General features: G+C 62.0%; 24 protein-coding genes. 14 read left to right on the forward strand and 10 right to left on the reverse strand.

The window, feature by feature from the left end; genetic code table 11:
• Both ACFIQF_RS00915 and ACFIQF_RS00920 read left to right on the forward strand, forming a co-directional pair.
• Entirely contained in the window at positions 1-318 is a 318-nt protein-coding gene (locus ACFIQF_RS00915; protein WP_393939290.1) for a hypothetical protein, read from the forward strand.
• Complete coding sequence (locus ACFIQF_RS00920) at positions 315-596, forward strand: oxidoreductase-like domain-containing protein (RefSeq protein WP_393939292.1); 282 nt, start codon at positions 315-317, stop codon at positions 594-596. Before ACFIQF_RS00915 ends, ACFIQF_RS00920 begins: the two co-directional genes overlap by 4 nt.
• Positions 597-598: 2 nt before the next feature.
• Here ACFIQF_RS00920 and ACFIQF_RS00925 read toward each other — a convergent pair whose 3' ends face one another.
• The 4 genes from ACFIQF_RS00925 to ACFIQF_RS00940 all read right to left on the reverse strand — a co-directional run bounded on the left by ACFIQF_RS00925 (position 599) and on the right by ACFIQF_RS00940 (position 8,159).
• Entirely contained in the window at positions 599-2,944 is a 2,346-nt protein-coding gene (locus tag ACFIQF_RS00925) for an FUSC family protein (protein WP_393939294.1), read from the reverse strand.
• A gap of 238 nt (positions 2,945-3,182) precedes the next feature.
• A complete protein-coding gene (locus tag ACFIQF_RS00930; RefSeq protein WP_393939296.1) occupies positions 3,183-4,451 on the reverse strand; it encodes a type II toxin-antitoxin system HipA family toxin in 1,269 nt (422 codons plus the stop codon).
• Entirely contained in the window at positions 4,448-4,960 is a 513-nt protein-coding gene (locus ACFIQF_RS00935; RefSeq protein WP_393939298.1) for a helix-turn-helix domain-containing protein, read from the reverse strand. Before ACFIQF_RS00935 ends, ACFIQF_RS00930 begins: the two co-directional genes overlap by 4 nt.
• 376 nt (positions 4,961-5,336) lie before the next feature.
• On the reverse strand, positions 5,337-8,159 hold the full coding sequence (locus tag ACFIQF_RS00940; protein WP_393939299.1) for a putative Ig domain-containing protein: 2,823 nt from the start codon (positions 8,157-8,159) through the stop codon (positions 5,337-5,339).
• A 1,042-nt stretch (positions 8,160-9,201) separates the two neighbouring features.
• On the opposite strand from ACFIQF_RS00940, the gene ACFIQF_RS00945 reads away from it, so the two are divergent.
• Complete coding sequence (locus ACFIQF_RS00945; RefSeq protein WP_393939301.1) at positions 9,202-9,534, forward strand: hypothetical protein; 333 nt, start codon at positions 9,202-9,204, stop codon at positions 9,532-9,534.
• Between the two features lie 99 nt (positions 9,535-9,633).
• Here the strand turns inward: ACFIQF_RS00945 and gshA are convergent, their stop codons facing one another.
• The 3 genes from gshA to ACFIQF_RS00960 all read right to left on the reverse strand — a co-directional run bounded on the left by gshA (position 9,634) and on the right by ACFIQF_RS00960 (position 12,684).
• The gene (gshA, locus tag ACFIQF_RS00950; RefSeq protein ID WP_393939303.1) at positions 9,634-11,163 is read right to left on the reverse strand and encodes a glutamate--cysteine ligase; all 1,530 of its coding nucleotides are present in this window, start codon (positions 11,161-11,163) and stop codon (positions 9,634-9,636) included.
• A gap of 216 nt (positions 11,164-11,379) precedes the next feature.
• Complete coding sequence (locus ACFIQF_RS00955) at positions 11,380-12,297, reverse strand: SDR family NAD(P)-dependent oxidoreductase (RefSeq protein ID WP_393939305.1); 918 nt, start codon at positions 12,295-12,297, stop codon at positions 11,380-11,382.
• A 243-nt stretch (positions 12,298-12,540) separates the two neighbouring features.
• Positions 12,541-12,684: a hypothetical protein gene (locus ACFIQF_RS00960; protein WP_393939307.1), complete on the reverse strand. Its 144-nt coding sequence runs from the start codon at positions 12,682-12,684 to the stop codon at positions 12,541-12,543.
• Between the two features lie 11 nt (positions 12,685-12,695).
• Between ACFIQF_RS00960 and ACFIQF_RS00965 the strand changes: the two genes are divergently transcribed.
• The 9 genes from ACFIQF_RS00965 (at position 12,696) to tolA (ending at position 19,532) form a co-directional block, all read left to right on the forward strand.
• Entirely contained in the window at positions 12,696-12,986 is a 291-nt protein-coding gene (locus tag ACFIQF_RS00965) for a 2Fe-2S iron-sulfur cluster-binding protein (protein ID WP_393939309.1), read from the forward strand.
• Positions 12,987-13,202: 216 nt separating this feature from the next.
• Positions 13,203-14,324, forward strand: a complete 1,122-nt coding sequence (gene ribBA / locus ACFIQF_RS00970) for a bifunctional 3,4-dihydroxy-2-butanone-4-phosphate synthase/GTP cyclohydrolase II (protein WP_393939310.1) — start codon at positions 13,203-13,205, stop codon at positions 14,322-14,324.
• A 3-nt stretch (positions 14,325-14,327) separates the two neighbouring features.
• Complete coding sequence (gene ribH / locus ACFIQF_RS00975; RefSeq protein ID WP_393939312.1) at positions 14,328-14,789, forward strand: 6,7-dimethyl-8-ribityllumazine synthase; 462 nt, start codon at positions 14,328-14,330, stop codon at positions 14,787-14,789.
• Positions 14,786-15,325 (forward strand): transcription antitermination factor NusB, encoded by a 540-nt coding sequence (gene nusB, locus ACFIQF_RS00980; RefSeq protein ID WP_393939314.1) that lies wholly within the window; start codon positions 14,786-14,788, stop codon positions 15,323-15,325. Before ribH ends, nusB begins: the two co-directional genes overlap by 4 nt.
• 138 nt (positions 15,326-15,463) lie before the next feature.
• Positions 15,464-16,648 carry a pyridoxal phosphate-dependent aminotransferase gene (locus ACFIQF_RS00985; protein ID WP_393939316.1) on the forward strand — a complete coding sequence of 395 codons (1,185 nt, stop codon included), beginning with the start codon at positions 15,464-15,466 and terminating at the stop codon, positions 16,646-16,648.
• A 21-nt stretch (positions 16,649-16,669) separates the two neighbouring features.
• Positions 16,670-17,083, forward strand: a complete 414-nt coding sequence (ybgC, locus tag ACFIQF_RS00990; protein WP_393939511.1) for a tol-pal system-associated acyl-CoA thioesterase — start codon at positions 16,670-16,672, stop codon at positions 17,081-17,083.
• A complete protein-coding gene (gene tolQ / locus ACFIQF_RS00995) occupies positions 17,080-17,781 on the forward strand; it encodes a protein TolQ (RefSeq protein ID WP_393939318.1) in 702 nt (233 codons plus the stop codon). Before ybgC ends, tolQ begins: the two co-directional genes overlap by 4 nt.
• Positions 17,782-17,799: 18 nt before the next feature.
• The gene (locus ACFIQF_RS01000; protein ID WP_393939320.1) at positions 17,800-18,234 is read left to right on the forward strand and encodes an ExbD/TolR family protein; all 435 of its coding nucleotides are present in this window, start codon (positions 17,800-17,802) and stop codon (positions 18,232-18,234) included.
• 11 nt (positions 18,235-18,245) lie between these two features.
• Positions 18,246-19,532, forward strand: a complete 1,287-nt coding sequence (gene tolA / locus ACFIQF_RS01005) for a cell envelope integrity protein TolA (RefSeq protein ID WP_393939321.1) — start codon at positions 18,246-18,248, stop codon at positions 19,530-19,532.
• Positions 19,533-19,694: 162 nt separating this feature from the next.
• On the opposite strand, the gene ACFIQF_RS01010 is transcribed toward tolA, so the two are convergent.
• Complete coding sequence (locus ACFIQF_RS01010; protein WP_393939322.1) at positions 19,695-20,447, reverse strand: sulfite exporter TauE/SafE family protein; 753 nt, start codon at positions 20,445-20,447, stop codon at positions 19,695-19,697.
• A gap of 263 nt (positions 20,448-20,710) precedes the next feature.
• Here ACFIQF_RS01010 and ACFIQF_RS01015 point away from each other — a divergent pair, with 263 nt between their 5' ends.
• Together ACFIQF_RS01015 and ACFIQF_RS01020 are read left to right on the forward strand one after the other, a co-directional pair.
• The gene (locus ACFIQF_RS01015; protein WP_393939323.1) at positions 20,711-21,613 is read left to right on the forward strand and encodes a LysR family transcriptional regulator; all 903 of its coding nucleotides are present in this window, start codon (positions 20,711-20,713) and stop codon (positions 21,611-21,613) included.
• Between the two features lie 62 nt (positions 21,614-21,675).
• Complete coding sequence (locus ACFIQF_RS01020) at positions 21,676-22,389, forward strand: DNA/RNA non-specific endonuclease (RefSeq protein ID WP_393939325.1); 714 nt, start codon at positions 21,676-21,678, stop codon at positions 22,387-22,389.
• 82 nt (positions 22,390-22,471) lie between these two features.
• Here ACFIQF_RS01020 and ACFIQF_RS01025 read toward each other — a convergent pair whose 3' ends face one another.
• Both ACFIQF_RS01025 and ACFIQF_RS01030 read right to left on the reverse strand, forming a co-directional pair.
• Complete coding sequence (locus ACFIQF_RS01025) at positions 22,472-23,620, reverse strand: CaiB/BaiF CoA transferase family protein (protein ID WP_393939327.1); 1,149 nt, start codon at positions 23,618-23,620, stop codon at positions 22,472-22,474.
• Between the two features lie 25 nt (positions 23,621-23,645).
• Positions 23,646-24,632 carry a Bug family tripartite tricarboxylate transporter substrate binding protein gene (locus tag ACFIQF_RS01030; RefSeq protein ID WP_393939328.1) on the reverse strand — a complete coding sequence of 329 codons (987 nt, stop codon included), beginning with the start codon at positions 24,630-24,632 and terminating at the stop codon, positions 23,646-23,648.
• Positions 24,633-24,706: the final 74 nt, after the last annotated feature.

Below are 24,706 nucleotides of genomic sequence, written 5' to 3' on the forward strand. Positions count from 1 at the left end.
TTGCTTTCTGCTGGCGGCGGAGGCGTGGCGGGCCGGCGGCTGGCGCCGTTGCCCGATAATGCCGCCATGTCTTCTTTATCTCAACGCCAATGGGATGCGCAGCGTAAATCCGATCAGGACCTGCTCATCAAAGGCATCATTCTGGTCTTGATAGGGCTGGTGATCGTGGTCTCGCCCTATGTCAGTCAAGGCGATATTGTGCAGGGAGTTTTCGCCAAAGCGTCGGCAGTGGGCTGGTTTTCTCTGGTATTGGGCGCGGCTTTTGTGCTGCGCTTCGGCCTGCGCCGCAAGGCCGTGCCGCCCCGCCCCGAGCAATGAGCGAGCCGCTGCCCGCTGTGCAAAACCTGAGCAGCCTGCGGGCCGCGCGCGATTGTTTCAGCAGCTTGCAAGCTCTGGCCAGCCAGCGCCAGCTGGTGCTGCGCGAGCCGCCCGCTGCGCCCACCACTTGCTGCGGGCGCGGCTGCAATGGCTGCGTGTGGGAAGGCTTTTTTGCCGCTGCCATGTACTGGCAAGAATGCGCCTTGCAGGCACTGCAAACCCAGCCAAAGCCGCCATCGCAAAACGCGCCTGAGGCCAACACCAACAACCAGCGCTGATATCACTGCGCCTGAGCATTGGCCGGGCTGGCCTGCACCGGCTCCTGCTGCGCCAGCGCTTGCTGAATCTGCGCGGCATCGCCCTGCAACTGGCGCGCCAAAATACGCGCCGCCGCCAAGCGCCGCATCAGCCAAGGCAGCAGATCGCGGTCTTTCGGATCAGGCACGCGCTCGGGCGCTGGCGGCTTGGGCAGGTTGTTGTCGGCCTGGGCGGCATCGGCCAGCGGCGTGAGCAAATGCGCATCAATATCGGCGCTCGCCTCTTGCAATTGCTGCACGGCAAACGGCGAAGGCGTTTGGCCGCGCCGCATCATCAGCATGATCTTGATCGAACTCATCTGCCCCAGCAGTTGGTAGCAATGCGCCTGCAACTGCTCCAGCGCCTGCAGCGGCGGCTGCACGGCACGCGGCTCTTTCAGCGAACGGTCCACCGCCTGCACCAAGGCGGACAAACTGTCATAAGCCTCGCGCCGCGCCAAGCGCCAAGCCAGCTCTGGCGCGTTGTCCACGGCTTGCAACTGCTCTACCGATAGCGATGTGCGCACATGCGCAGCCTGCGCCTTCAAAACGCGCTGCAGCAAAGCCGGCAACTGCGAACGCTCCCACGAAGGCAGTACGTACGCAAACGCCCAGGCAATACCGGTGCCGATCACCGTATCCACCACGCGCTCCATCATGTGGAAGCTGGTGCTGCCTTCGCTGTTAAGCATGTGCGCTTGCACCAGACCCAACACTGTTGCGCCCATGGCGGTAAACAAATAGCGCCGCGCCGCAAATCCGTGCGAAATACCCTGCGCCAAAGTGAGGCACAAAATCAGTGCCAGCGGTGGCAAATGGGCCGACAAAATACCCAGCGCCGCCACACAGCCCAGCAAGGTACCCAGCACACGGATCGTGCGCCGCTCCAGCGTTTGCGCCAAGCTGCCGCGCAGCACCACCACAATCGTCAGCAATACCCAGTAAGCGTGGGCCTTCCACGGCAGCAATTGCACCACCAAATAGCCCAGCGCAATGGCCAGCGCGGCGCGGATGGCGTGGCGCAGCGGCGGTGCGTCCCAGCTCATCAAACCTTTGAATGGCGACCACGACCAGGCCGTAGGGCTCACAAACATCTGCCAGCTGGCGCGCACCACAGCCAGATCGGGCTCGGCCTCGTCGCGGCCCAGCTGGATCAGGCGGTTCACCTCGTCGTGGATGCGCACAATGCGCGCACTCAGCTCTTGCGACAGCGCTTGCGGCGTCATTTCTGCCGTGTCTGGCAATGCCTCTTCCAAACGCTGCGCCGGCACCTTGCATGCCGCCTGCATGGGCAGCAGCAAGGTGTTCAGGTTGGCCATGGGCCGGGGCTTGCGGGCCAGCAGCAAGCTGTCTGCCAGGTGCACCAGCTCAATGGCTAAGGCGCGCAACATGGCTTGCTGCGCCAGCAGCATGGGCGCTTGCTCGGGCACCTTGCGCAGGCTCTCCAGATCGAGCTCGCAGGCCAGCAAATGGTCGCGAATCTCCAGCATCTGCATCAGCATGCCGGCCAGGCGCTGGCGGCGCGGCGTGCGCGGGCTCTCCAGCACAATATCGCGCGCAGACTGCAATTGGTCAGCAAAGGCCGCATGGCGCGCCAACAACTGGCCCATGTGCTGGCCGGCGGCATCGCTGCGCGAGAAGTTGCCGAAATTGCGGTCGGCCAGGTTGTCGCCGTAGGCCTCGCCATCCACCGTCTCGTTGTCCAGGCCAATATGGCGCGCCGCCTCTGGCAACACCATGCGCGCCTGCTCCAGCATCAGCGCGGCCAGCGACAACACCGTGTCAGCAATAAACTGCACGCGGTAACGCAGGTTGAGCAGCGCATTGGCAGCCACCGCGTACAGCAAATAGCTGAGCGCACCAATCGCAAAAAACATGGTCGATTCGCTTGCCACTTCCAGCACATGGCCCTCAGGCGGTGTGATCGACATGCCCAGCACCATCGCCAGCACCACGGCAATCGCAATCGGGCCGCCGCGCTTGCCCCAGGCCATCCACAAAAAGCCGAAGAAAGTGGAGAACACCGCCAAAAAACCCAGCAGCACCGGGTGCTGGTGCAACAGCTGCACCAGCCAAAACAGCGGCGCGCCCAGCAATGGCGCTGGCAACATGCGCCAGAACTTGCCCCGGCGCGGCGCCGGCGCATCCACCACGATGGTCACAATCACCCCCACCGAAGCGGCCGCCGCGTGCTGCACACCCCACACCAGGTGCACCAGCGCAGTCACCAAAAACAGGCCCAGCGCCACCTCCAGCCCATTGAGCACGTAGTGGTTGAGCAAGCCGCGCTTAAAGCTGCGCCAGCTGCGGTCAGAAGAGAAATGCGCCATAAACGGGAGAGAAGCGTTCTGCGGTTGTTATTGCTATCACGCGAATGATACCGAGCGCCAGCAGCTATCAAAAGGGAAGCGCCTTGGCAAACAGTTGGGAATTGGGGGGTCTTCAACACGGCGCGAACAAACCTGTTGTTGTGCCCTGGTGCCGCTGCAGCGAAGGCGAATCGCTCAAACCTCCGCTGAAGTCGGACGCCTGAGCAGCGGGCTGCCGAGCATGGCAAGCCGGCTCTTTTCAAGCAGCAAGCCGGAAAGCATTCGCCATTCGGTTCTGCTCGTTCGCCGACAGTCCCAGGTTCTCGGCCACTGCGCGCCATTGGCCGACGATGGCTTGAAACTCCGCAATGCTCTGGTCTGCCTCCACAAGGCTCAAGCGAAAGTACTCTGCAACTTCTCTTGCCAGCTCAAGATCAAGCGCATTGTCCGCATCGGTAATGTTGAGTTTGAGCCCATCGGCATGCGGGACAGGGTTCATGTCGTAAGCCTGCGACAGCCGCCACCCTTTGCCAGGCTCCAAGATGAAACCGTGGTTGCGCAGATGATCGTCCGTATTGGAGACGAGGATATTGAAAACAATGCGCGACCAAAGCTCTCGCAGATCCTCGTTGGGCTGCGAGCCCTGCCTCATGATGACTTCCGCCAGCTCCAGGTAGCTGACACCTGCCGTAGCATCATCACCATCGCTGCGCCCCGTCATCGTCATCGCCGATGCAAAATGCAGCCGGCGCCCTGCCTCCGTGCGGTCAAAGCGCCTCACCATGAAACAGTGGTAGTCGCTGGCAAATTTTCTCGCCTGTGCTGGAGCCACTTGCAGGCCGCATGCATTTGCCAACGCATTTGTCACCATTTCCCAGCCACCGACATCGTAGGTGTCGCGTACGCTGGGAAATTTGGCGATATACAAGTGGCCGGCATCATCCACAACGCTGGCCTTGGGCCGAGCACCGCCGAGCGAGCCGCCCGGCGCGATCAGCATGCGCAGCCATTCCGCCCCCTGAGCTGCGACATTGTCCGGATCCTGCTCCAACGAGCGGCTGGCTTGCTCCAGGGCACGAATTTCAGTGAACGGCGGCGCGGCAACATCGATTCGGTTGTCGAGGAAAGCCCCTTCATCCTCCAGCCGATACCGGAGCGCCCCCACGCGATACAGGTCGTGGACACCCAGCAGGTAATCCGATTCGTAGAGACGCGCATCCGCGGGCAAACGCCCTGCCCGCTTGTCCCGCTCAAACCGCCTATCCATCAATAGACGCCCCCAACGGTCCGGGCTCGAATCATCGAATACACCGAACTTTGTCCTTGGCGGAACCGGATACTGCCGCCCGGCAAAATTTTGAATTTCCGGGTCCAACTGCACCGCAGCCAAGTGGGGATCGGCGAGCGTCTGCGCCAGATATTCGAACTCAAACACTTCGGAAGCACGGGTTCTGCGGCTATGCAAAAAGCCCAACCGCAAGGGCTCTGGCAATCCTTCCCAATCGCCATAAACAGCAATCTTGCTCATGGCTTTACTGCTCGCATGCGTTGCGACCTTTTGATCAAGGCACTGAGCGCCTCGGTGGTCTTCATATCGCCAACCGCGGGCGCTGCTGCCGTTACTGTGGATGCCCGGTCTGGCTTTGCCGGTTTGATGGCCTCACCTGACGCTGCACGCCCGGCCAAGCCGCTGGAGCCTGAGCCAGGGCGAGCCACTTTCTGCGCCGCCGTCCGCGGCACGGCCTCGCTCTTGATCATCCGGGCATCTTGGAGCTTGCGGCCCAGCTCGTCCTCAGCAGCCAACAACGCAAAATCGCGGGCCAAACCCAGCACCTGCATGACGGACAGGTAGGCGCCCATCGTCACGCCCGCACCGCCAGCCTCCAACGAGCGCAAAGTCATGGGCGACATCCCCGCCCGTTCTGCTACCTGCTTGGCCGTCAGCTTTCGGCGCAGGCGTGCGAGCTTGAGCCGCTCGCCAAATTCGGTGAGAAGCTGCTGGGTAGAGGGCAACAGCGCGGCAGTAGTTTTGGCCATAAGGCTAATATTTCATTACTTTGTTATTGGAAACGCCAAAATATTAGCATTTTTATGTTTGATTGAGCAGCTTTTTGCGGATGTATGCCGCACCACAAGCGCATCAAAATGTCCAGGATGTCATGGATGTTGCCAATTCGTGCCCTTGCACATCAACGACATTTGCAAAATCAGTGAGAACGGTTGATCCCTCCATTCTTACCATCTGGCAAAGATCCTACGGATCTGGCCAGGGGGTGACCTTGTTCCGATGACAGCTATCGACCCAAAGCAGAAGTTCAGTGATTCACAAAGCAGCCATTCACCACATCAACCATCCCCACAATGAATCAAACCACCCGCAGGTGGTTTGATATTGTTTTGATGGGCTAAGCGTTTAAGCCCGAGCAGACTTTCTTCTCCAGGCCAGCCCCAGCGCTCCTAGCACAGCAGCAGCCAGATTCAGCAGCACCACCGCCCATGCACCAAGGGTCGGAACTGGGGTTGCCGACGTAGGCGCCACAGCTGCCGCCGTCACCGCGATGCTGAAGGCTTGCGTTGTGCTGTGCACGGTGGTGCCTCCAGCTTTGAGGCGTGCAGATTTCAAAGTACTGTCCACGATGGTGATGCTAAAGCCTTGTGACTCTACTTGGGTTGGGGTGCCAGTGATGGCGCCGGTATCGGGGTTGAGCGTCAATCCAGCAGGGAGTTGGCCTGCGCTAACGCTAAAGCCATAACCTCCGGCCCCCCCAGTGGCGACGATGCTCGCGTTGTATGGCGTGCCCACCACCGCCGCTGGTAGTGTCTGGTTAGCTGTGGGTACCGTCACATCAGCCAGGACCACGGTTATGGTCAGAGGCAGCGAAGCTGTATGGCCTGCACTGTCGGTCACTTGCACCGTGACCGGGTAGCTGCCTGCTGCCGTAGGCGTACCCGTAATAGCACCCGTGCTGGTGTTCAGACTCAAGCCCGCAGGCAAGGCAGCACTGGCAGGAGTCAATGCATAGCTGTAGCCTCCGGTACCGCCACTGGCAGCCAGTGGCAATTGGTAGGCCTCGCCTAATTGGGCGTTCGTTGCGTTAGCTGGCAAGGCCAGTGTCAAGTTGGCGGTCGGTGTCACTGCATTGCTGGTGGCCGCAGGCCCGTCACCCACGACATTGGTGGCCACTACGCTAAAGGTGTAGCTCACTCCATTGGTCAGGCCTGTTGCGGTACAGGTCTGTTGGGTGCTGCTCGCGTTGACAGTGACCGAGCAAACAGCCCCTGCAGGTTGAGACGTCACGGTATAGCCTGTAATCACAACGCCAGCACCGCCCGTATTGATGGGGGCGTCAAAGGTGAGCGTGGCACTGGCCGCTCCTGCCACAGCTTGCACGTTCTGCGGTGCATCAGGCAGTGATGGCACCGATTGCGTCCAGCGCATGACCGAAGCGATATCGCCTCGGCTCCCGTCCCGGTAGGCCACATAGGGCTGGCCATCGGCGCCAAAGGCCAGCGACGTGTAGTAAGCCTGCCCCGCAGAAAAGCCCGCCGAGCCCACCGCCTCCCAGGCCGTGCCTGCCGCGTTCAGGCGCATCACCGTGGCTTTGGTGCCGTTAGCCATATCCCCGTAGGCCACATAGGGCTGGCCATCGGCGCCAAAGGCCAGCGAGGTGTAGTAAGCCTGCCCCGCAGAAAAGCCCGCCGAGCCCACCGCCTCCCAGGCCGTGCCTGCCGCGTTCAGGCGCATCACCGTGGCTTTGTAGCCGTTGCCCGCATCCTGGTAGGCTACATAGGGCTTGCCATCGGGGCCAAAGGCCAGCGTGGTGTAGTCAGCCCGCCCCGCAGAAAAGGCCACCGAGCCCACCGCCTCCCAGGCCGTGCCTGCCGCGTTCAGGCGCATCACCGTGGCTTTTTGGCCGTTGGCCGCATCGCGATAGACCACATAGGGCTTGCCATCGGGGCCAAAGGCCAGCGTGGTGTAGTAAGTCAGCCCCGCAGAAAAGCCCGCCGGGCCCACCGCCTCCCAGGCCGTGCTTGCCGCGTTCAGGCGCATCACCGTGGCTTTGAAGCCGTTAGCCCCATCCTGGTAAGCCACATAGGGCTTGTCATCGGGGCCAATAGCCAGCGAGGTGTAGGCAGCCTGCCCCGCAGAAAAGGCCGCCGAGCCCACCGCCTCCCAGGCCGTGCCTGCCGCGTTCAGGCGCATCACCGTGGCTTTTTGGCCGTTGGCCGCATCGCGATAGACCACATAGGGCTTGCCATCGGGGCCAAAGGCCAGCGTGGTGTAGTCAGCCTGCCCTGCAGAAAAGGCCACCGAGCCCACCGCCTCCCAGGCCGTGCCTGCCGCGTTCAGGCGCATCACCGTGGCTTTGTAGCCGTTAGCCCCTTCCATATAGGCCACATAGGGCTCGCCATCGGGGCCAAAAGCCAGCGAGGTGTAGTAAGCCCCCCCCGCAGAAAAGCCCGCCGAGCCCACTGCCTCCCACGTGCCTGCCGCGTTCAGGCGCATCACCGTGGCTTTGCCTCTGTTAGCCCCATCCCAGTAGGCCAGATAGGGCTGGCCATCGGGGCCAAAGGCCAGCGAGGTGAAGTTGGCATCCCCCGCAGAAAAGCCCGCCGGGCCCACCGCCTCCCAGGCCGTGCCTGCCGCGTTCAGGCGCATCACCGTGGCTTTGTAGCCGTTGCCCGCATCCTGGTAGGCTACATAGGGCTTGCCATCGGGGCCAAAGGCCAGCGTGGTGTAGTCAGCCCGCCCCGCAGAAAAGGCCACCGAGCCCACCGCCTCCCAGGCCGTGCCTGCCGCGTTCAGGCGCATCACCGTGGCTTTTTGGCCGTTGGCCGCATCGCGATAGACCACATAGGGCTTGCCATCGGGGCCAAAGGCCAGCGAGGTGAAGTTGGCATCCCCCGCAGAAAAGCCCGCCGAGCCCACCGCCTCCCAGGCCGTGCCTGCCGCGTTCAGGCGCATCACCGTGGCTTTGCCTCCGGTACCCCCATCCCGGTAGGCTACATAGGGCTTGCCATCGGGGCCAAAAGCCAGCGAGGTGTAGTAAGCATCCCCCGCAGAAAAGCCCGCCGAGCCCACCGCCTCCCAGGCCGTGCCTGCCGCGTTCAGGCGCATCACCGTGGCTTTGTTACCGTTAGCCCCATCCCGGTAGGCTACATAGGGCTTGTTATCGGGGCCAAAGGCCAGCGAGGTGTAGCTAACCTGGGTTGTAGTGAACGCTGGTGGCGCCAAGAGCTCCCATGGTGCAGCGGTTTGCGCATGCGCGCCACCGGACCAGGCGGTTAGAAAGAAAACGAATACAGCCCCAAGCCATGCCCGGACAGTTGACAAACTGCTTTCTATACAGGCAAAGAAGCCAAGCAACGCTTGCTGGCATCTGATTAGTAGTAGTAGCTGTGATGAATTGTTGTGGGAAGTGGCATTGCAAGCTGACGTGCTAATGGCCCGGTGCGTGCGCAATCTGCTGCTATTCAATCGATAACCCCCTCATGTCCAAGGCATGGATTGGGTCGCAAAACGGGCTGCGACCACAGTTGTAGTTATCCAATTACACACATAACAAATTGAAACACGCGATAGTACATTTGTACCATTGGATGTTTATACAGTAGTTTGGATTCCAAGGTCTGCTTTTAGAGTGGCTTGGTGAATGACCGCTTTTGGCCGATAGCTGACACTGCTGTACCGCTGAGGCAAGCGCAGATGCTAGCAACTGAACCACCTTGCCAGGATGAATGGGCAGAGCACCAAGCCACGCGCAGACAAGCCCCCCTATATCAAAATTTCTTGCTGGAAATACAGCCGAAGTGCGCTTGCGGCAGTGAGCAAAGATAGGGAATCATCAATTCAATCAACCGCTTGTGTTGCCTGCCTTGGCCTTGGTTGTCCAAAACACAAGAGGAATCGACAGGTGCCACAAACCAGGCGCCATGCCATAATCTACCCAGCCCTCCGTAAAAGGGCTGGTGCGTAAGAACACCTTTTTTATATAGCGGTGCAGCCTCCCCGTCAGTGAGGCTTTGTCACGTCTGGATTCTCGGGCCAAGCTACGCTTGCGCTCGCCGGTTTCGGACGGGATGGGGCTGTCCGTGAGGCTGTCCGCACGTCTATATACGTGTTCTTAACATCCCGTCCACCTGTTTGTGCGTAAGAACACAAGTCGGTGGCTTCAAAGTCTCATATAGGAGCACGGAACCATGACACCAATGGCTTTCTCTCAGCGCAGCGCCAGCCTGCTTTGCCACCATCTCTCTCAGAATGCAGGAGGTGCGCAATGAGCGATTCACTACGAGACGATTGCACGCCGCTGAACCTGCACGAAGCCGCCCGCGACAGCGAAGCTGCCGGCTTTACCCGCCCCGTGCAACTGCAAAGCCACCAAGTGGCCCACCTCGCCCGCAGCCTGCGCGGCATGGACGCAGTTAACCGCATCCTGATTTCCGAAACCGGCGACGATTGCAGCAATACCGCCATGGTGTTGGGCGACAACCTGCGTATGGGCTTGATGGAAGCGGTTGGCGTAATGATTGCCAACGCCAGCGAGCTGCTGGAGCAGGCCAACGACCAAGCCAAAGCGGCCAGCGGCGCAGTGAGAAACCTGCGCTGACCACCCGGCGCTGAGCCCCCAACAAAGAAGCCCGCATTGCGCGGGCTTCTTGTTTTTGGGGACGCACCATCGCCGTCACACGGTCATGGCATCACCGCTTCACACCACCAGGTGTTCTGGCGACATGTAGTTCTGCCGCCATTCCTCAAATGGCATGGTGTCGGCTGCTTCCATGGCTTTTTGCGCTTGCACGGATTCAGCGGCCAACGCCTGGTAGCGCTGGGTGAGTGCGTCGCTCCAGGGGCGGGCCATGGTGACATCGCGGGCCCATTCGGAGCGGGCGGCGCCAAAGCGTTTGAAGTTGGAGGCAAAATCGCGCTGCACCACGGCCAGCACCTGGGCCGACGGGGTTTGCTCCGGTTCGGCCAGCAGCATTTTGGCGTGGGCCAGTGCGGCGCTGTAGTCGGTACTGCTGTGCGCAGCGTCCAGCGCGGCGGCAATCGGTTGGCAGGCGGCCAGCACTTCGGCAGCCCAATCCACCAGCAGCACTTCTTGGCCTTGGCGTTGCAGCTTCAGGCCGGGCTCGCGGCCGCGCTCGGCAGCCATGTGCTGGTTGTGCTTCATCTCGGCGATTTCGGCGGGCGAATCGGGTGGGCTGTCGCTCAGCAGGCAGTGCAGCAGGAACACGTCGAGCAAGCGCATGGTTTGCTGCGAGATGCCCATGTTCTCGAACGGATTGATGTCCATCAGCCGCACTTCGACATATTCCACACCGCGTTCGCGCAGTGCGTGCAGCGGGCGCTCGCCGCGTTGCACCGTGCGCTTGGGGCGGATGGTGCCGTAGAACTCGTTCTCGATCTGCAGCAGGCTGGTGCCAAGCTGGTTGTACTCGCCGCCCAGGTTGCGCACGCCGATTTTTTCGTAATCCGGGTAAGGCTTGGTGAGCGCCCCGTACAGCGAATCAGCATAGCCCTTGAGGTGGTTGTAGCTGACGTTGATGGAGGCTTGCGCATCGCTTTGGTAGCCCAGGCGCCCCATGCGCAGCGATGTGGCGTGCGGCAGGTAGAGCGCGCCACTGCCGTCGCCCAGCGGCTGCAGCTGGTGCTGGCGGCCTTGCACAAAGCACGGACAGAGCACGGGCGAGGCGCCAAACAGGTAGAGCAGCACAAAGGCTTCGCGGCGGAAGTTGCGGATCAGGCCAAAGTATTCTTCGCTGCTGATGCCGGGCATGGACCAGTTGTAGTGGATGCCCGAGATGGTTTGCATGCGGCGGCCATAGCGATGGCCCAGGCCCATGCGGTAGACGCTTTTGGAGCGGCCGATGTTGGAGGTGCCGTAGCGGCCCAGCGGAATGGTTTCGTCGGACGGCAGCGAGCAAGGCATGCTCGATATCCACAAACGCTCGTCGTTGGCTTGCAGCACCTGGTAGACGTACTGGTGCACCTGAGCCAGATCGTCCAGGCAGCCTTGCACGCTTTGGTGCACGCCGGTGATGATTTCGATCTGCGATTCGCTGTAATCGGTGGTGATGCTGGGGTGCGTGAGCGCCGAGCCCAGGGCCGCCGGGTGCGGCGTGAGTGCCAGCGAGCCGTCGGCCGAGACGCGCAAGCCTTCTTTTTCGATGCCGCGGCCCATTTGGCGCAGACGCTCTGCACCTACCGCGTCAATTTTTTGTTGGATTTGGTTCATCTGCATTCTTGTATGCCATTTGGGCGCACCTTAGCAGGTTGCGCCCGCCTTGGCTGGCCGATTTGCACTCAGCCTGATCCAACGGCGGGATTTTCGCGGGCCGCGCCAGCAAGCCCGCAGCCGCCGGTGTAGGCGGCTCTGCGGTCCGGTGCTCCGGTGCTCCGGTGCTCCGGTGCTCCGGTGCTCCGGTGCTCCGGTGCTCCGGTGCTCCGGTGCTCAGTGCAGTTTTTGCAGAGCTTTGCGCATTTCCATATCGGCCTGCACAAAGCCGTTGTCGGGCACGCTGTCGCCAGCGCGCTCCAGCACCTGGGGCAGTTGCTCGGCCAGGCGCGCATCCATGTCGGCCAGCGGCACGCAATCCGTGCTGATGTGGATGCCGCGCGTCATGGTGATGTGCGATGCCTCGAAGCTGCCCGCGCCAGCGCACAAGATGGTGCGGCTGGGCGCGCTCTCGTGCGCCAGCACCAGCATGGCCGGGCAAACCAGCTCGGGGCGCAAGGCGCGCAATACATCGGGCGCCAGCAAGCCTTCGGTCATGCGCGTGGCCGCAGTGGGCGCCAAAGCGTTGACGTGAATGTGGTACTTGGCCCCTTCGAGCGCCAAGGTTTGCATCAGGCCGACTAGGGCCATTTTGGCGGCGCCATAGTTGCTCTGACCAAAGTTGCCGAACAGGCCGGACGAAGACGTGGTGAGCACAATGCGGCCATATTGCGCGGCTTGCATGTGCGGCCAGACGGCTTTGCAGCAGTGCACGCTGCCCATCAGGTGAACATCGAGCACCTGGCGGAAATCATCCATATCCATCTTGGCAAAGCTCTTGTCGCGCAAGATGCCGGCGTTGTTGACCAGCACGTCGATCTGGCCCCAGCGCTCCATGACCTGTTCAACCATGGCTTGCACTGCGCCAAAATCGGTCACCGAAGCATGGTTGGCCATGGCGGTGCCGCCTGCGGCCACAATCTCTTGCACCACTTGCTCAGCGGCAGACGAGTTGCCCCGGCCATCGACCGCGCCACCCGGATCATTGACCACTACTTTGGCACCGCGCCGCGCCAGCGCCAGTGCATGCTCGCGGCCCAGGCCGCCGCCTGCTCCCGTGACGATAGCCACCCGATCGCTGAAGTCCAGTCCCATAGCTTTGCACCTCTTGGCTGCGGGGCCCTCGCCCCTTGTTATTGAACAGCTCTATCAACTGAGCTGTAATGCAGCCGCACTGTACGGCAGCAGACCAGCGCAGTCCGCCGCTTGGGCGACAGGCGCAGCACACCGGCGCCGGCTCGCGCTGTTGCCCACCTAGGGTTATCCCGAAATTTGATGAACAACCATGTGGATAAGTGGAGGTTCGGCCCGATTTCAACCGCTAAGCCCATGTTTTTATTACCAGCGTGTTACATTGCCCGCAATTTCAGCAAACGCTGCGATTTCCAGGCCTTCAGGCCGATTGAGCACGCCCAGCATACGCCAGGCGCTATTATTTTTACTTGTTTGATAGACGGTGACCGCGCCCTTGGCGGCGGCCACCGCCCAAAACCATGCCCATCACCCCAGAGCTCTACAACGCACAGATCGACAACGAAGACATCCAGGTGGACGCCTGGGCCGACACGCCCTTGCTGCAGTCGCTGGAGGAAGGCGGTGTGAACTGGCCCAGCAGCTGCCGCAATGGCACCTGCCGCACCTGCGTGGGGCGCCTGAAATCGGGCTCGGTGCACTATGAGATTGAATGGCCGGGTTTGAGCCCCGAGGACAAGGAAGCGGGCTGCATCCTGCCCTGCGTGGCCTACCCCGACGGCAACGTGGTGCTGCTGCGCGGCGAGTATTGATAGCGCGCGCGCAGCGTCACCGCGGTCTGGCTGCGCTTTTTTGCCGCTTTTGCCAAGCGTCAAGCCTGGCCCTATCCGGCTCTCAAGAATGGCCAACTGCCCGCAAACCAGAGGCAGCTGGTCTAAAATTGGGGTTTTTACTGCCTGGCGGCCGCCACCCTGGCCTGCCCGGTGATGTAACGGCATACCCGCCACCTAGTTCTTTAAAGGCAATTCATGAGCAGCACCTTGTCCCCTGCACCGATCTCTCCGGTGGAGGAAATCGTTGCCGAAATGCGCGCTGGGCGCATGGTCATCCTGGTCGACGAAGAAGACCGCGAGAACGAGGGCGATCTGGTGCTGGCCTCGGACCATGTCACGCCCGAGGCCATCAACTTCATGGCCAAGTATGGCCGTGGCCTGATCTGCCTGACCCTGACCCGCGAGCGCTGCGAACGCCTGGAGCTGCGCCAGATGACGGCGCGCAACGGCGCCCCGCTGTCTACCGCATTCACTGTTTCCATCGAAGCCGCCGAAGGCGTGACCACCGGCATCTCCGCCGCTGACCGCGCCCGCACCGTGCAAGCGGCCGTCGCCCCGCACGCCAAGGCCAACGACTTGGTGCAACCCGGCCACGTCTTCCCGCTGCAAGCGGTAGACGGCGGCGTGCTCATGCGCGCCGGCCACACCGAAGCCGGTTGCGACCTGGCCCGCATGGCTGGTTGCTCGCCCTCGTCGGTGATCTGCGAGGTGATGAAGGACGACGGCACCATGGCCCGCCTGCCCGATCTGCAGTTGTTCTGCGCCGAGCACGGCATCAAGATCGGCACCATCGCCGATCTGATCGAATACCGCAGCCGCCACGAAACCCTGGTTGAGCGCATCAGCAGCCGCAGCCTGCAAACCGCGCAAGGCGAGTTCACCGCCCACCTGTACCAAGACCGCGCCAGCCACGCTGTACACATGGCCCTGGTCAAAGGCCCGATCACGGCCGAGGCCGACGTGCCGGTGCGCGTGCACGAGCCGCTGTCGGTGATGGACCTGCTGGAAACCGGCCGCTCCATGCACAGCTGGACGCTGGACGCCAGCCTCGCCTACCTGCAAAAGCAAGCCTGCGGCGTAGCCGTGCTGCTCAACTGCAATGAAAGCGCCGACCAACTGGTGAGCCAGTTCGACGGCAAGGCCCGCGCCGCCCAGGCCCCCGAGCGCGGCCGCATGGACCTGCGCACCTACGGCATTGGCGCACAGATTCTGCGCGACTGCGGCGTGCAGAAAATGCGCCTGCTGGGCACCCCGCGCCGTCTGCCGAGCATGGCAGGTTTCGGCCTCGAAATCACCGGATACATCAGCAAGGAATAAGCCATGTTTGGAGCAGAAAAAGGCAGCGCCACCCACCTCGACGGCAGCAAGCTGGCCATCGGTATCGTGCAGGCGCGCTTCAATGAAAGCATCACCAACACGCTCGCCCAGGCTTGCCTGCAAGAGTTGGCGGCCATGGGCGTGCAGCCCGAGAACATCCGCCACGTCAAAGTGCCTGGCGCGCTGGAAGTGCCCGTGGCCCTGCAGGCCATGGCCGAGTCGGAAGACTACGACGCACTGATCGCGCTGGGCTGCATCATCCGTGGCGAAACCTACCACTTTGAGCTGGTGGCCAACGAATCGGGCGCCGGCGTGACGCGAGTCGCGCTGGACTTCCAGATTCCGATCGCCAATGCCATCATCACCACCGAAAACGAAGAACAGGCCATCGCCCGCCAGACGGAAAAAGGGCGCGATGCCGCCATCGTCGCTGTCGAGATGGCCAATCTGCTAGAAACACTATGACCGACCAAGACTCCAGCGAATCCAGCAGCCCCAAGCAGCGCCCACCGCGCCAGTCCCGCAAGGGCCTGACCTCCACCGGCGCGCGCAAGGCGGCTTCCAAATCCAACCGCAGCCGCTCCCGTGAGTTTGCTCTGCAAGCGCTCTACCAGCACCTGGTCAGCGGCAACAGCGCCAGCGACATCGACAGCTTCACCCGCGACCTGTCGGGCTTTCACAAAGCCGATGCCGCTCACTACGACGCCTTGCTGCACGGCTGCATCGAGAGCGCCGAAGCGCTGAACGCCCAGATCACGCCCCACCTCGACCGCAGCATGGCCGAAATCTCGCCGATCGAGCATGCCTGCATGTGGATCGGTGTGTACGAGTTCCAGAACTGCCTCGACGTGCCTTGGCGCGTGGTCATCAACGAGAGCATTGAGCTGGCCAAAGAATTTGGCGGCACCGACGGCTTCAAGTATGTGAACGCCGTGCTCAACGCCCTGGCGCCCCAGTTGCGCGCCGCCGAAGTGGCCGCCGACCGCAGCAACGCCGCCTGAGCCCTGCCCGAACCGATGCCCCGCACTGCGCCGGCATCGGTTTCTTGTATTGCCGTTTGCTAAGCAGATATTTTTTGACCGCCCCTGGCACTTGCAGCCCAAGCGCCAGCGCGTAGTTTGAGTTGGGATAGAGAGACCATGAAGATTGCCAGCCGTGCCGAGCGTATTGAGCCGTTTTATGTGATGGAAGTGGCCAAGGCCGCCCAGTCACTGGCAGCCCAAGTGGCGGGCACGGCCGACCCGATGATCTTTCTGAACATTGGCGAGCCCGATTTCACCGCCCCGCCGCTGGTGCAGCAAGCCGCCAACCAGGCCATTGCCAGCGGCCAGACCCAGTACACGCCGGCTTTGGGCCTGATGCCTTTGCGCCAGGCCCTGTCCGACTGGTACGCCCAGCGCTTTGGTGTGGACGTGCCGGCCAGCCGCATCGTCATCACCGCAGGCGCTTCGGCGGCTTTGCAACTGGTGTGCCTGGCGCTCATCAACGCGGGCGACGAAGTGTTGATGCCCGACCCCAGCTACCCTTGCAACCGCCACTTTGTGAGCGCTGCCGAGGGCAACGCGGTGCTGCTGCCCACCACGGCGCAAGAGCGTTTTCAGCTCAGCGCCGAGAAAGTGCAAGCCGCCTGGGGCGAAAAAACGCGCGGCGTGCTGCTGGCTTCGCCCAGCAACCCCACGGGCAGTTCGATTGCACCCGACGAGCTGCGCAAGATCCACAACGTGGTCAAAGCGCACGACGGCGTGACCATCGTCGACGAAATCTACCTGGGCCTGTCTTACGACGAAACCTATGGCCAGACGGCGTTGGCGATTGACGAGAACATCATCTCGATCAACAGCTTCAGCAAGTACTTCAACATGACCGGCTGGCGCCTGGGCTGGGCCGTGGTGCCCGAAGCGCTGGTGCCTGCCATCGAGCGTCTGGCACAAAACCTGTTCATCTGCGCCAGTACCATCAGCCAGCACGCAGCGCTGGCCTGCTTTGCGCCCGAGAGCATTGCCGAATACGAACGCCGCCGCGCCGAGTTCAAGGCCCGGCGCGACTATTTCATCCCCGCGCTCGAAGCGCTGGGCATGCCCGTGCCGGTAACGCCCGACGGTGCTTTCTACGCTTGGGCCGATTGCACGCAGGCGGCACAAAAACTGGGTGTGCAAGGCAGCTGGGACTTTGCCTACGCCGTAATGGAGCGCGCCCACCTGGCCATCACGCCCGGCCGCGACTTTGGCACGCAAGACACCGGTCGCTTTGTGCGCTTTTCCACCGCCAACTCCATGGAGCAGTTGCAAGAAGCGATTGCCCGCCTGCAAAAGCTGCTCGCCTAAACCTCGCACACCATGAGCACCATGCCGTTCACCCATCCGATCCGCATCTATTGGGAAGACACCGACGCAGGCGGCATCGTGTTCTATGCCAACTACCTCAAGTTCATGGAACGTGGCCGCACCGAGTGGCTGCGCTCGCTGGGCGTGGAGCAGCAAGCGCTGCGCGACGAGGTGGGCGGCATGTTTGTGGTGAGCGAAGCAAACATCAAATATTTACAACCGGCACGCCTTGACGATGAACTCATCGTCACCGCCGAACTCCAATCGGCAGGCCGGGCATCCATGGCCATCGCGCAGCAGGTGCTCTTAAAACCGAAGCAACCAACAGATACACCTGCGCTGCTGTGTACAGGTACCATCCGTATCGGCTGGGTCGATGCTGCCAGCATGCGGCCCGCAAGAATTCCACCAACCCTGATTCAAATCCTCTCATGAACTCCCAAGAAATGTCCATTGCCAGCCTGGTCTTGCACGCCAGCTGGGTGGTGCAACTCGTGATGCTGATCCTGGTCGGCGCCTCGGTCGCCTGCTGGGCCACCATCTTGCGCAAGGTCGGCATGCTCAAGGCCGTGAAGAACAAGAACGAAGCCTTTGAAACCGACTTCTGGTCCGGCTCCAGCCTCAACGAGCTCTACCAGAACGCCATGCACAACGTCAAAACCTGCGGCCCGATGGAACGCATTTTTGCCAGCGGCATGCGCGAATACCAAAAGCTGCGCGAGCGCCACATCAGCAACCCCGACACCTTGCTCGACGGCACACGCCGCGCCATGCGCGCCAGCTTCCAGCGCGAGATGGACGAGATCGAATCCGGTCTGTCGCTGCTGGGCACCATCGGCTCGGTCTCGCCGTATGTCGGTCTGTTCGGTACCGTCTGGGGCGTGATGCACGCCTTCACCGGCTTTGCCAACATGGAGCAAATCACGCTGGCCACCGTGGCCCCCGGTATTGCCGAAGCCCTAGTGGCCACCGCCATGGGTCTGTTTGCCGCCATCCCCGCAGTGACGGCATACAACCGCTTCAGCAGCGGCATTGACCGCATTGCCAGCACACAAGAGACCTTCATCGAAGAGTTCTCCAACATTCTGCAGCGCAACCTGGGCGCGCAGCCACTGCACGCAAACGCGCACTAAAAGTCAAAGGAAACTGCCATGCCGGCCGTAGCCTCTCGCGGAAAACGCAACCGCCGCACCGTGAACGAAATCAACATGGTGCCGTTCATCGACGTGATGCTGGTGCTGCTGATCATCTTCATGGTCACAGCACCCATGCTCACGCCCGGCGCCATCAATGTGCCCAAGGCGGGCAAGAGCGAGCGCCCGCCTACCAAGAACATCGCCCATGTGCTGCTCGACAAAGACGGCACCATCCAGCTCAAAACCGGCAGCAGCACCAAGGAAATCAGCGTCAAGGAACTGGGCGAAGCTGCCAAAACCTGGCAAAGCAGCCAGCCCGAAGACAGCGCCGTGCTGCTGGTGGCTGACAAAGACCTGAGCTACCAGAAAGTGATGGACGCCATGGGCGCCCTGCAGCGTGCCAACGTGCAACGCATTGCTCTGCAAGTGGCAGGCGGCGCCAGCAAGTAAGAAGATTTTTCATGTCCCCTCGTCAAGAGCACGATCAGTTCGCACCACCCAAACCACCGTCACGGGCCAAATCCTGGGCCCTGGCCTTGGGCGCGCACCTGTTGGTGGTGATCGCCCTGCTGTGGACGGTGCGCAACCCGCGTGACAGCGACCAGCCCGCGGTGGAAGCGGAGCTGTGGTCGCCCACCAACGAGCAGGCCGCGCCTGCGCCCGTGCCAACACCGCCCCCGCCACCGCCGGTGCATGAAACACCGCCACCTCCGCCACCGCCTGCTCCGGTGCCGCCGCCTCCTCCGCCCGCCCCTGCCGTCAAGCCCGTGGTGACGCCGCCGCCCAAGCCGGCAGCCGCGCAAGAGGATGACGACGACCACGAAGCCGAGATCGCCCTGCGCAAGAAAAAAGAGCAGGAGAAGAAGCTGCGCGAGCAAAAAGAACGCGAATTGCAAGCCGAGAAGGAGCGCAAGGAAGCGGAGCACAAAAAGCAGGTCGAACAAGACAAGAAGGACCGCCTGGAGCAGGAGAAAAAAGACCGCTTGCAAAAGGAAAAAGACGCCAAGGAAAAGGCGGAGAAGGCCGAGCGCGAAAAAGACCGCAAGGAAGCTGAGCGCAAAAAGCAAGCCGAGCAGGACAAGAAGGAACGCCTCGAACAAGAGAAGAAAGAGCGTCTGGAGCAAGAAAAGAAGGAACGCCTGGAGCAGGAGAAGAAAGACCGCCTGCAAAAGGAAAAGGACGCCAAGGAAAAAGCCCAGAAGGAAAAGGCCGAACGCGAAAAAGCCGAGAAGGCCGAGCAAGCCGAAAAGGCCAAGGCAGAAGCCGCCGCCAAGGCGAAGGCTGACGCTGCCGCCAAGGCCAAAGCGGCCGCCGACGCCAAAGCCAAGGCTGCAGCCGACGCCAAGGCCGCCGATGCCCAGCGTGCTGCCAATCTGGCCCGCATGCAAGGTTTGGCGGGTGCAGAAGGCGCATCCGGCGCAGCCGGCAGCTCCGCCAAGGGCGGCTCGCCCAGCGGCGGCGCCAAGGGCTCAGGCGGCCCTTCGGGCGGCTACGGCGGCCGGGTGGCTGCCAAGGTGCGCCCCAACATCACCTTCCCCGACGATCTGCAGGGCAACCCGCGCACCGAAGTGGAAGTGAAGGCTGCGCCCGACGGCACCATCGTCAACGTGCGCGTGGTCAAGAGCAGCGGCAACCCCTCTTGGGACCAGGCCGTGGTGCGTGCCCTGCACAAAACCGAAACGCTGCCGCGCGACGTGGATGGCACCGTGCCCAACAGCCTGATCATCAGCTTCCGCCCCAAGGACTGATCCCGGTCGCCCTCCCCTACAAAAGCAGCTTCGGCTGCTTTTGTTTTGGATCCCATGAGCGTGTCCCTGCTTTTTTAGAAAGCTGGATACAGGGCAGATTTTTCGCCAGCAAAAGCCAAACCATCCCCGCTGGAAGAACAGCGCATCTTTCACACTCGGCGCTCAGCCCCGCAACAACATATATCCGCCCAGCCCCAACAGACACAAAAACAAACAACGCTTGAACGTCGCTGCCGACAAGCGAGAACGCAAACGCTCACCCAACCACATGCCCCCCAAAGTAGGCGGCAACCACAGCAGCGACGCCAGCCACTGCTCGGCGCCCATGCTGCCGTGCTGCTGCAAGCTGATGGCCAGCACGATGGTGGATACCGAAAAGCTCAGCCCCATTGCTTGCACCAGCGCATCGCGCTCCAACTGCAGACTTTGCAGGTAAGGCACGGCGGGCACCACGAACACTCCGGTCAAGGCCGTCACACAGCCAGTCAGCGCGCCTACAAGCCCGCCCCACAATGCGGCCCACGTACCGCTCGCCGGCAGCCAGCGCCGCGCAGGCATGCGCCCCCACAAACCCCAAACGGCATACACCACCAAAGCCAGGCCCAGCAACCGGTGCGCCTGGCCCGAAGCCAGGGCACCAAACTGCCAAGCACCCCACAGAGTGCCGACCACCACGCCCAATTGCATGGGCCAGATGCGACGCAGCAAAGGCCCCAGTTGCGCCCAGGGCCGCATCTGCCACCAGTTGCTCACCAGCGACGGCACCACCAGCCACGCAGCGGCCAACGCGGGGCTCACCCAAACCGACAGCAGCGCCATCGACACCGTGGGCAATCCCAGCCCGACAACGCCTTTGACGCCGCCAGCCAACAGAAAAACAGCGGCTACCGCCACGCCCGTTTGCAGCTCCATCATGGTCTGGCTCCTGCGTGCGCCTGGGCCAGCATGCAGCAGCCCAATACGCAGCCTGCTGCGTGGACGATGTAGAGAGTTGTGATTGAATTTTCCATATCCTTAATTTTTCATCAGCCAATCACCTATGGAAATTCGGCATTTCACAATCAACACTATGGAAAATCCATAATCAAATCCACGGCAATCACGTACTATTGCCGTCAGCGCTGGCACGCTTTGCCGGCATGGGCAGGCACCTGCAAGTGCCCGAGAAAGCTTCAGACATGCGATTCGATCTGGTGGATTTGCGACTCTTTGTCCACACAGTGGAAGCCGGCACCATCACCCAAGGCGCCGAGCGCAGCCACATCACTTTGGCCTCGGCCAGCGAAAGAATTCGTGGCATGGAATCCGTGCTGGCTGCGCCCTTGCTGACACGCCACAAGCGGGGCGTGCACCCTACCGAGGCTGGTCAGGTGTTGCTGCAACACGCCCGTCGCATGCTGCTGCAGATGGAGCAGCTGAGCAGCGACATGCAAGCCTTTGGCCAAGGCCTGGGCACGCGGGTGGAACTGCTGGCCAACACCTCCGCCATCAGCGAGCATCTGGTGCAGCCCTTGGGCGAATTTTTGCAAAGCCAGCCACAGCTGCGCCTGTCGCTGCGCGAAGCCATTGTGCAAACCCTGCTGGCCGGCGAGGCGGATCTGGGCGTTGTATCGGACGCAGTAGATATTGGCGCGTTGCAAGCACAGCGCTGGCACGCAGACACGCTGATAGTGCTGGGAAGCACACAGTGTCTGCAAACCTTGCCCGAGCAGCCTCGCTTGTCCCAACTGGCCCAACAACCCTTGCTGGGTTTGCTGCCGCAGCACGCGCTGCAAAAAATGCTGATGGCGCAAGCGCTGCTGGCCGGTTGTCATCTGCACTTTCGCGCTCAGGCTCCGCATCTCGATGCGCTGTGCGACTGGGCCGCCATGGGCCTGGGTTGCGCCCTGGTACCGCAAACGGCCGCCATGCGCTGTTTGCAACGCCACCCCAAAGCGGGCCTGGAGCTGCGTCAATTGCTAGAGCCTTGGGCACAGCGCCAGCTGTTGCTGGTTTACCGAGACCGGCAGCAGTTGCCTACGCACGCGCAAGCCTTGCTGGAATATCTGCTGGCAAGCCGCCCCGAAAAAGCTGCGCGCTAAAACCATGGATTCCATCGGTCAAAGCGCGGCGACGCGGCATCTTGTGCCACACTTGCGCGCTTATGTTTTCTCGCCTCTCTCTCCTTATTGCGCCCGCCCTGCTGTCGTCTGCCGCTACGGCTTTTGCAGCAGGCTTTGACGATTGTCCCCAGTTCTTTGCCGGCAAGCCGCCCACCATCAGCGGCTATGGCCAGCAACGAGCGCTGTGTTTTGAAGAGTTTGCCGTGCTGCATTCGGGCCAGACCAAGACGCCGCTGTACACCGCGCAGCGCCTGAACGCCCAGATGCTGGACAAGGCCAAGGATTTGAAGCGCAATGACAAGTTCTACGAAGAAGCCCGCTTGCCCGAGCGTGAACGCGCCGAGCTTAGCGACTACCGCCGCTCCGGCCTCAGCCGTGGCCACATGGCAGCCGCTGGCGACATGAGCACCAAGTTCGGCAAGGCACAAAGCTATTCGCTGGCCAATATGGTGCCGCAAGACCCGACGCAGAACGGCAAGCCCTGGTCGCAGATCGAGCAGGACACGCGCCGCTACATCCGCCGCGCCAAAGGCGATGTCTACGTGATCACCGGCCCGGTTTTCAGCAGCAGCCAACCGCGCACTATTGGCAACGGCAAAGTCTGGGTGCCCGACGCCGTGTTCAAAATGGTCTACGACCCCGCCACCGGCCAGCGCTGGGTGCACCTGCAAGCCAACGACCCAGCCACCCGCGTAAGCGCGCCGCTCAGCTACGAAGCATTTGTGCAGAAGACGGGGATAAAGCTGTTGGATTGATCAATTCATTGCAGAGGTTCCGCCCATGAATAAAGCCCAAACGGCGTACCGTTTGGGCTTTGTTATTTATGGCTGTGCTGCTTCACGCATCATTCGCAGCATCCAAAAACGCCGTCCCTTCCGTCAACGGCGCAAAGCGGTAAGACGCTGGCGTGCGGCTGAGCTTGACGGGCGCGCCCAGGCCGGTGTAATCGCCCATCTTCACCACCAGCTCGCGGTGCGCGGTGTGCGGCGCTTGCAGGGCTTGCTCTACGTTCAGCACGGGCGCGGCGGGCACGCCGATAGCCATCAGATCATCGGCCAGCTGCACGCCGTCGAGCGAAGCAAAGGCCTGCTCCAGCAGCGGCTTGAGCTGGGCGCGGTTGACCGAGCGTTGGCCGGCGGTGGCGTAAAGCGGATCGTCAGCCAATGTGCCCTGGCCCAGGTGCTGGCACATCAGGCGGAACTGGCGGTCGTTGCCCACGGCCAAGAAGATCGGCGAAGTGCCGGTGTTCACCACGTCGTAGGGGTAGATGTTGGGATGGGCGTTGCCCGAGCGGCCGGGGATTTTGCCGTTCATGAACCAGTTGGCCGCATGCGGATGCAAAAGCGAAATGCCGGCGTCGTACAAAGCGGCATCGACCAACTGGCCTTTGCCGCTGACACCGCGCTCGTGCAGCGCCAGCAATACGCCGATGACCGCGTTCAGGCCCGTCACCATGTCCACCACCGGCAAGCCGACGCGCAGCGGATCACGGTCAGCTTCGCCGTTGATGCTCATCAGCCCGGCCATGGCCTGAATGGCCGCGTCATAACCGGGCAAGCTGCCCAGCGGGCCATCGGCGCCAAAGCCGGTGACGCGGCACCACACCAGGTGCGGAAACTCGTGCTGCATCTGCTCAAAGCCGATGCCCCATTTCTCCATGGTGCCGACCTTGAAGTTCTCGATCACCACATCGGCCTGCGCCATCAGCGCCTTGACTTCGGCCTGGCCAGCGCTCGACGAGAGATCGAGAAACTGGATGCGCTTGTTGCGATTGAGGCCAAAGTAGTAAGACGCTACGCCGTCGCGGAACGGCGGGCCCCAGGTGCGCGTGTCGTCGCCTTGCGGGGGTTCGACCTTGAGCACGTCGGCGCCATGGTCGCCCAAAATCTGGCCGGCCAGCGGACCGCCCAGAATGCGCGACAGATCAAGTACCTTGACGCCTTGCAGCGCGCCGGTGTTGGGGATGGAGGGAGGAGTGGGGCTCATAAAGGCTGGTGAGGGGAGACGGTGTTCAATCCAAGGTCACGCCTGACTGCTGGACCACGGTTTTCCACTTGTCCACTTCGGTGGCGATGAAACGGCTCAAGTATGCGGGCGAACGATCGGGCGAGGCTTCGAGCCCTTGTGCGGCGAAGGCTTTTTTCACATTGTCCGAATCGAGCGCTTTGGAAAACGCCTGGTTCAGCACCGCTATACGGTCAGCGGGCGTGTCTTTGGGCGCCACTACGCCAAAGAACACGCTCACGTCGTAACCCTTCAAGCCTTGTTCAGCCACCGTTGGAATCTCGGGCATGGCGCTGGATTTTTGCGCCGTAGCCACGCCCAGCGCCTTAACCTTGCCGGCCTTGATGTAGGGCATGGCGGTGAGGATGTCGGTGAAAGTCATGTCCACCTGGCCGGCCAGCAGATCGTTGAGCGCCGGGCCCGTGCCCTTGTACGGAATGTGCTGCAACTGCGTGCCCGCCAGCCCGTTGAACAACACACCCGCCAGGTGCGAAGAGGCGCCATTGCCCGACGAAGCAAAATTGAGCTTGCCGGGTTTGCTCTTGTCGAGCGCGATCAGCTCTTGCACGTTTTTCACCGGCAGATCGGGCTTGACCACCAGAATATTGGGCAGATAGCCCACGTAGATGACCGGCGCAAAGCTGGTGCGCGGATCGTATTTGATCGATTTGTACAGGCTGTTGTTGATAGCCAGCGGCCCCGAGGTGCCGAACATGATGTTGTAGCCATCGGGCTTGGCGCGGGCCACAAACTCGGCGCCGATGTTGCCGCCCGCGCCGGCGCGGTTTTCCACAATCACGCTCTGGCCCAGCTCCTTGGTGAGCTCGGTGGCCAGAATGCGGGCCATGGCATCGGTGGGGCCACCGGGCGGAAAAGGCACGGTGAACATGACCGGGCGATCAGGGAATTTCTCTGAGGCAACGGCGATGCCCATGCCTTGGGTGCTGAACACGGTGGTAGCTGCCAGAGCCAGCAGCAGGCGGCGGTTTTTCATGGTTTTGTCTCCTGTTTTTTACTAACTCAGCAACGCCGCCGGTGCCAGCCAGGCGGCGTTGTCTGCTTGATTAG

The organism is Comamonas trifloxystrobinivorans, from assembly GCF_043359985.1.
GTDB lineage: Bacteria > Pseudomonadota > Gammaproteobacteria > Burkholderiales > Burkholderiaceae_C > Comamonas > Comamonas trifloxystrobinivorans.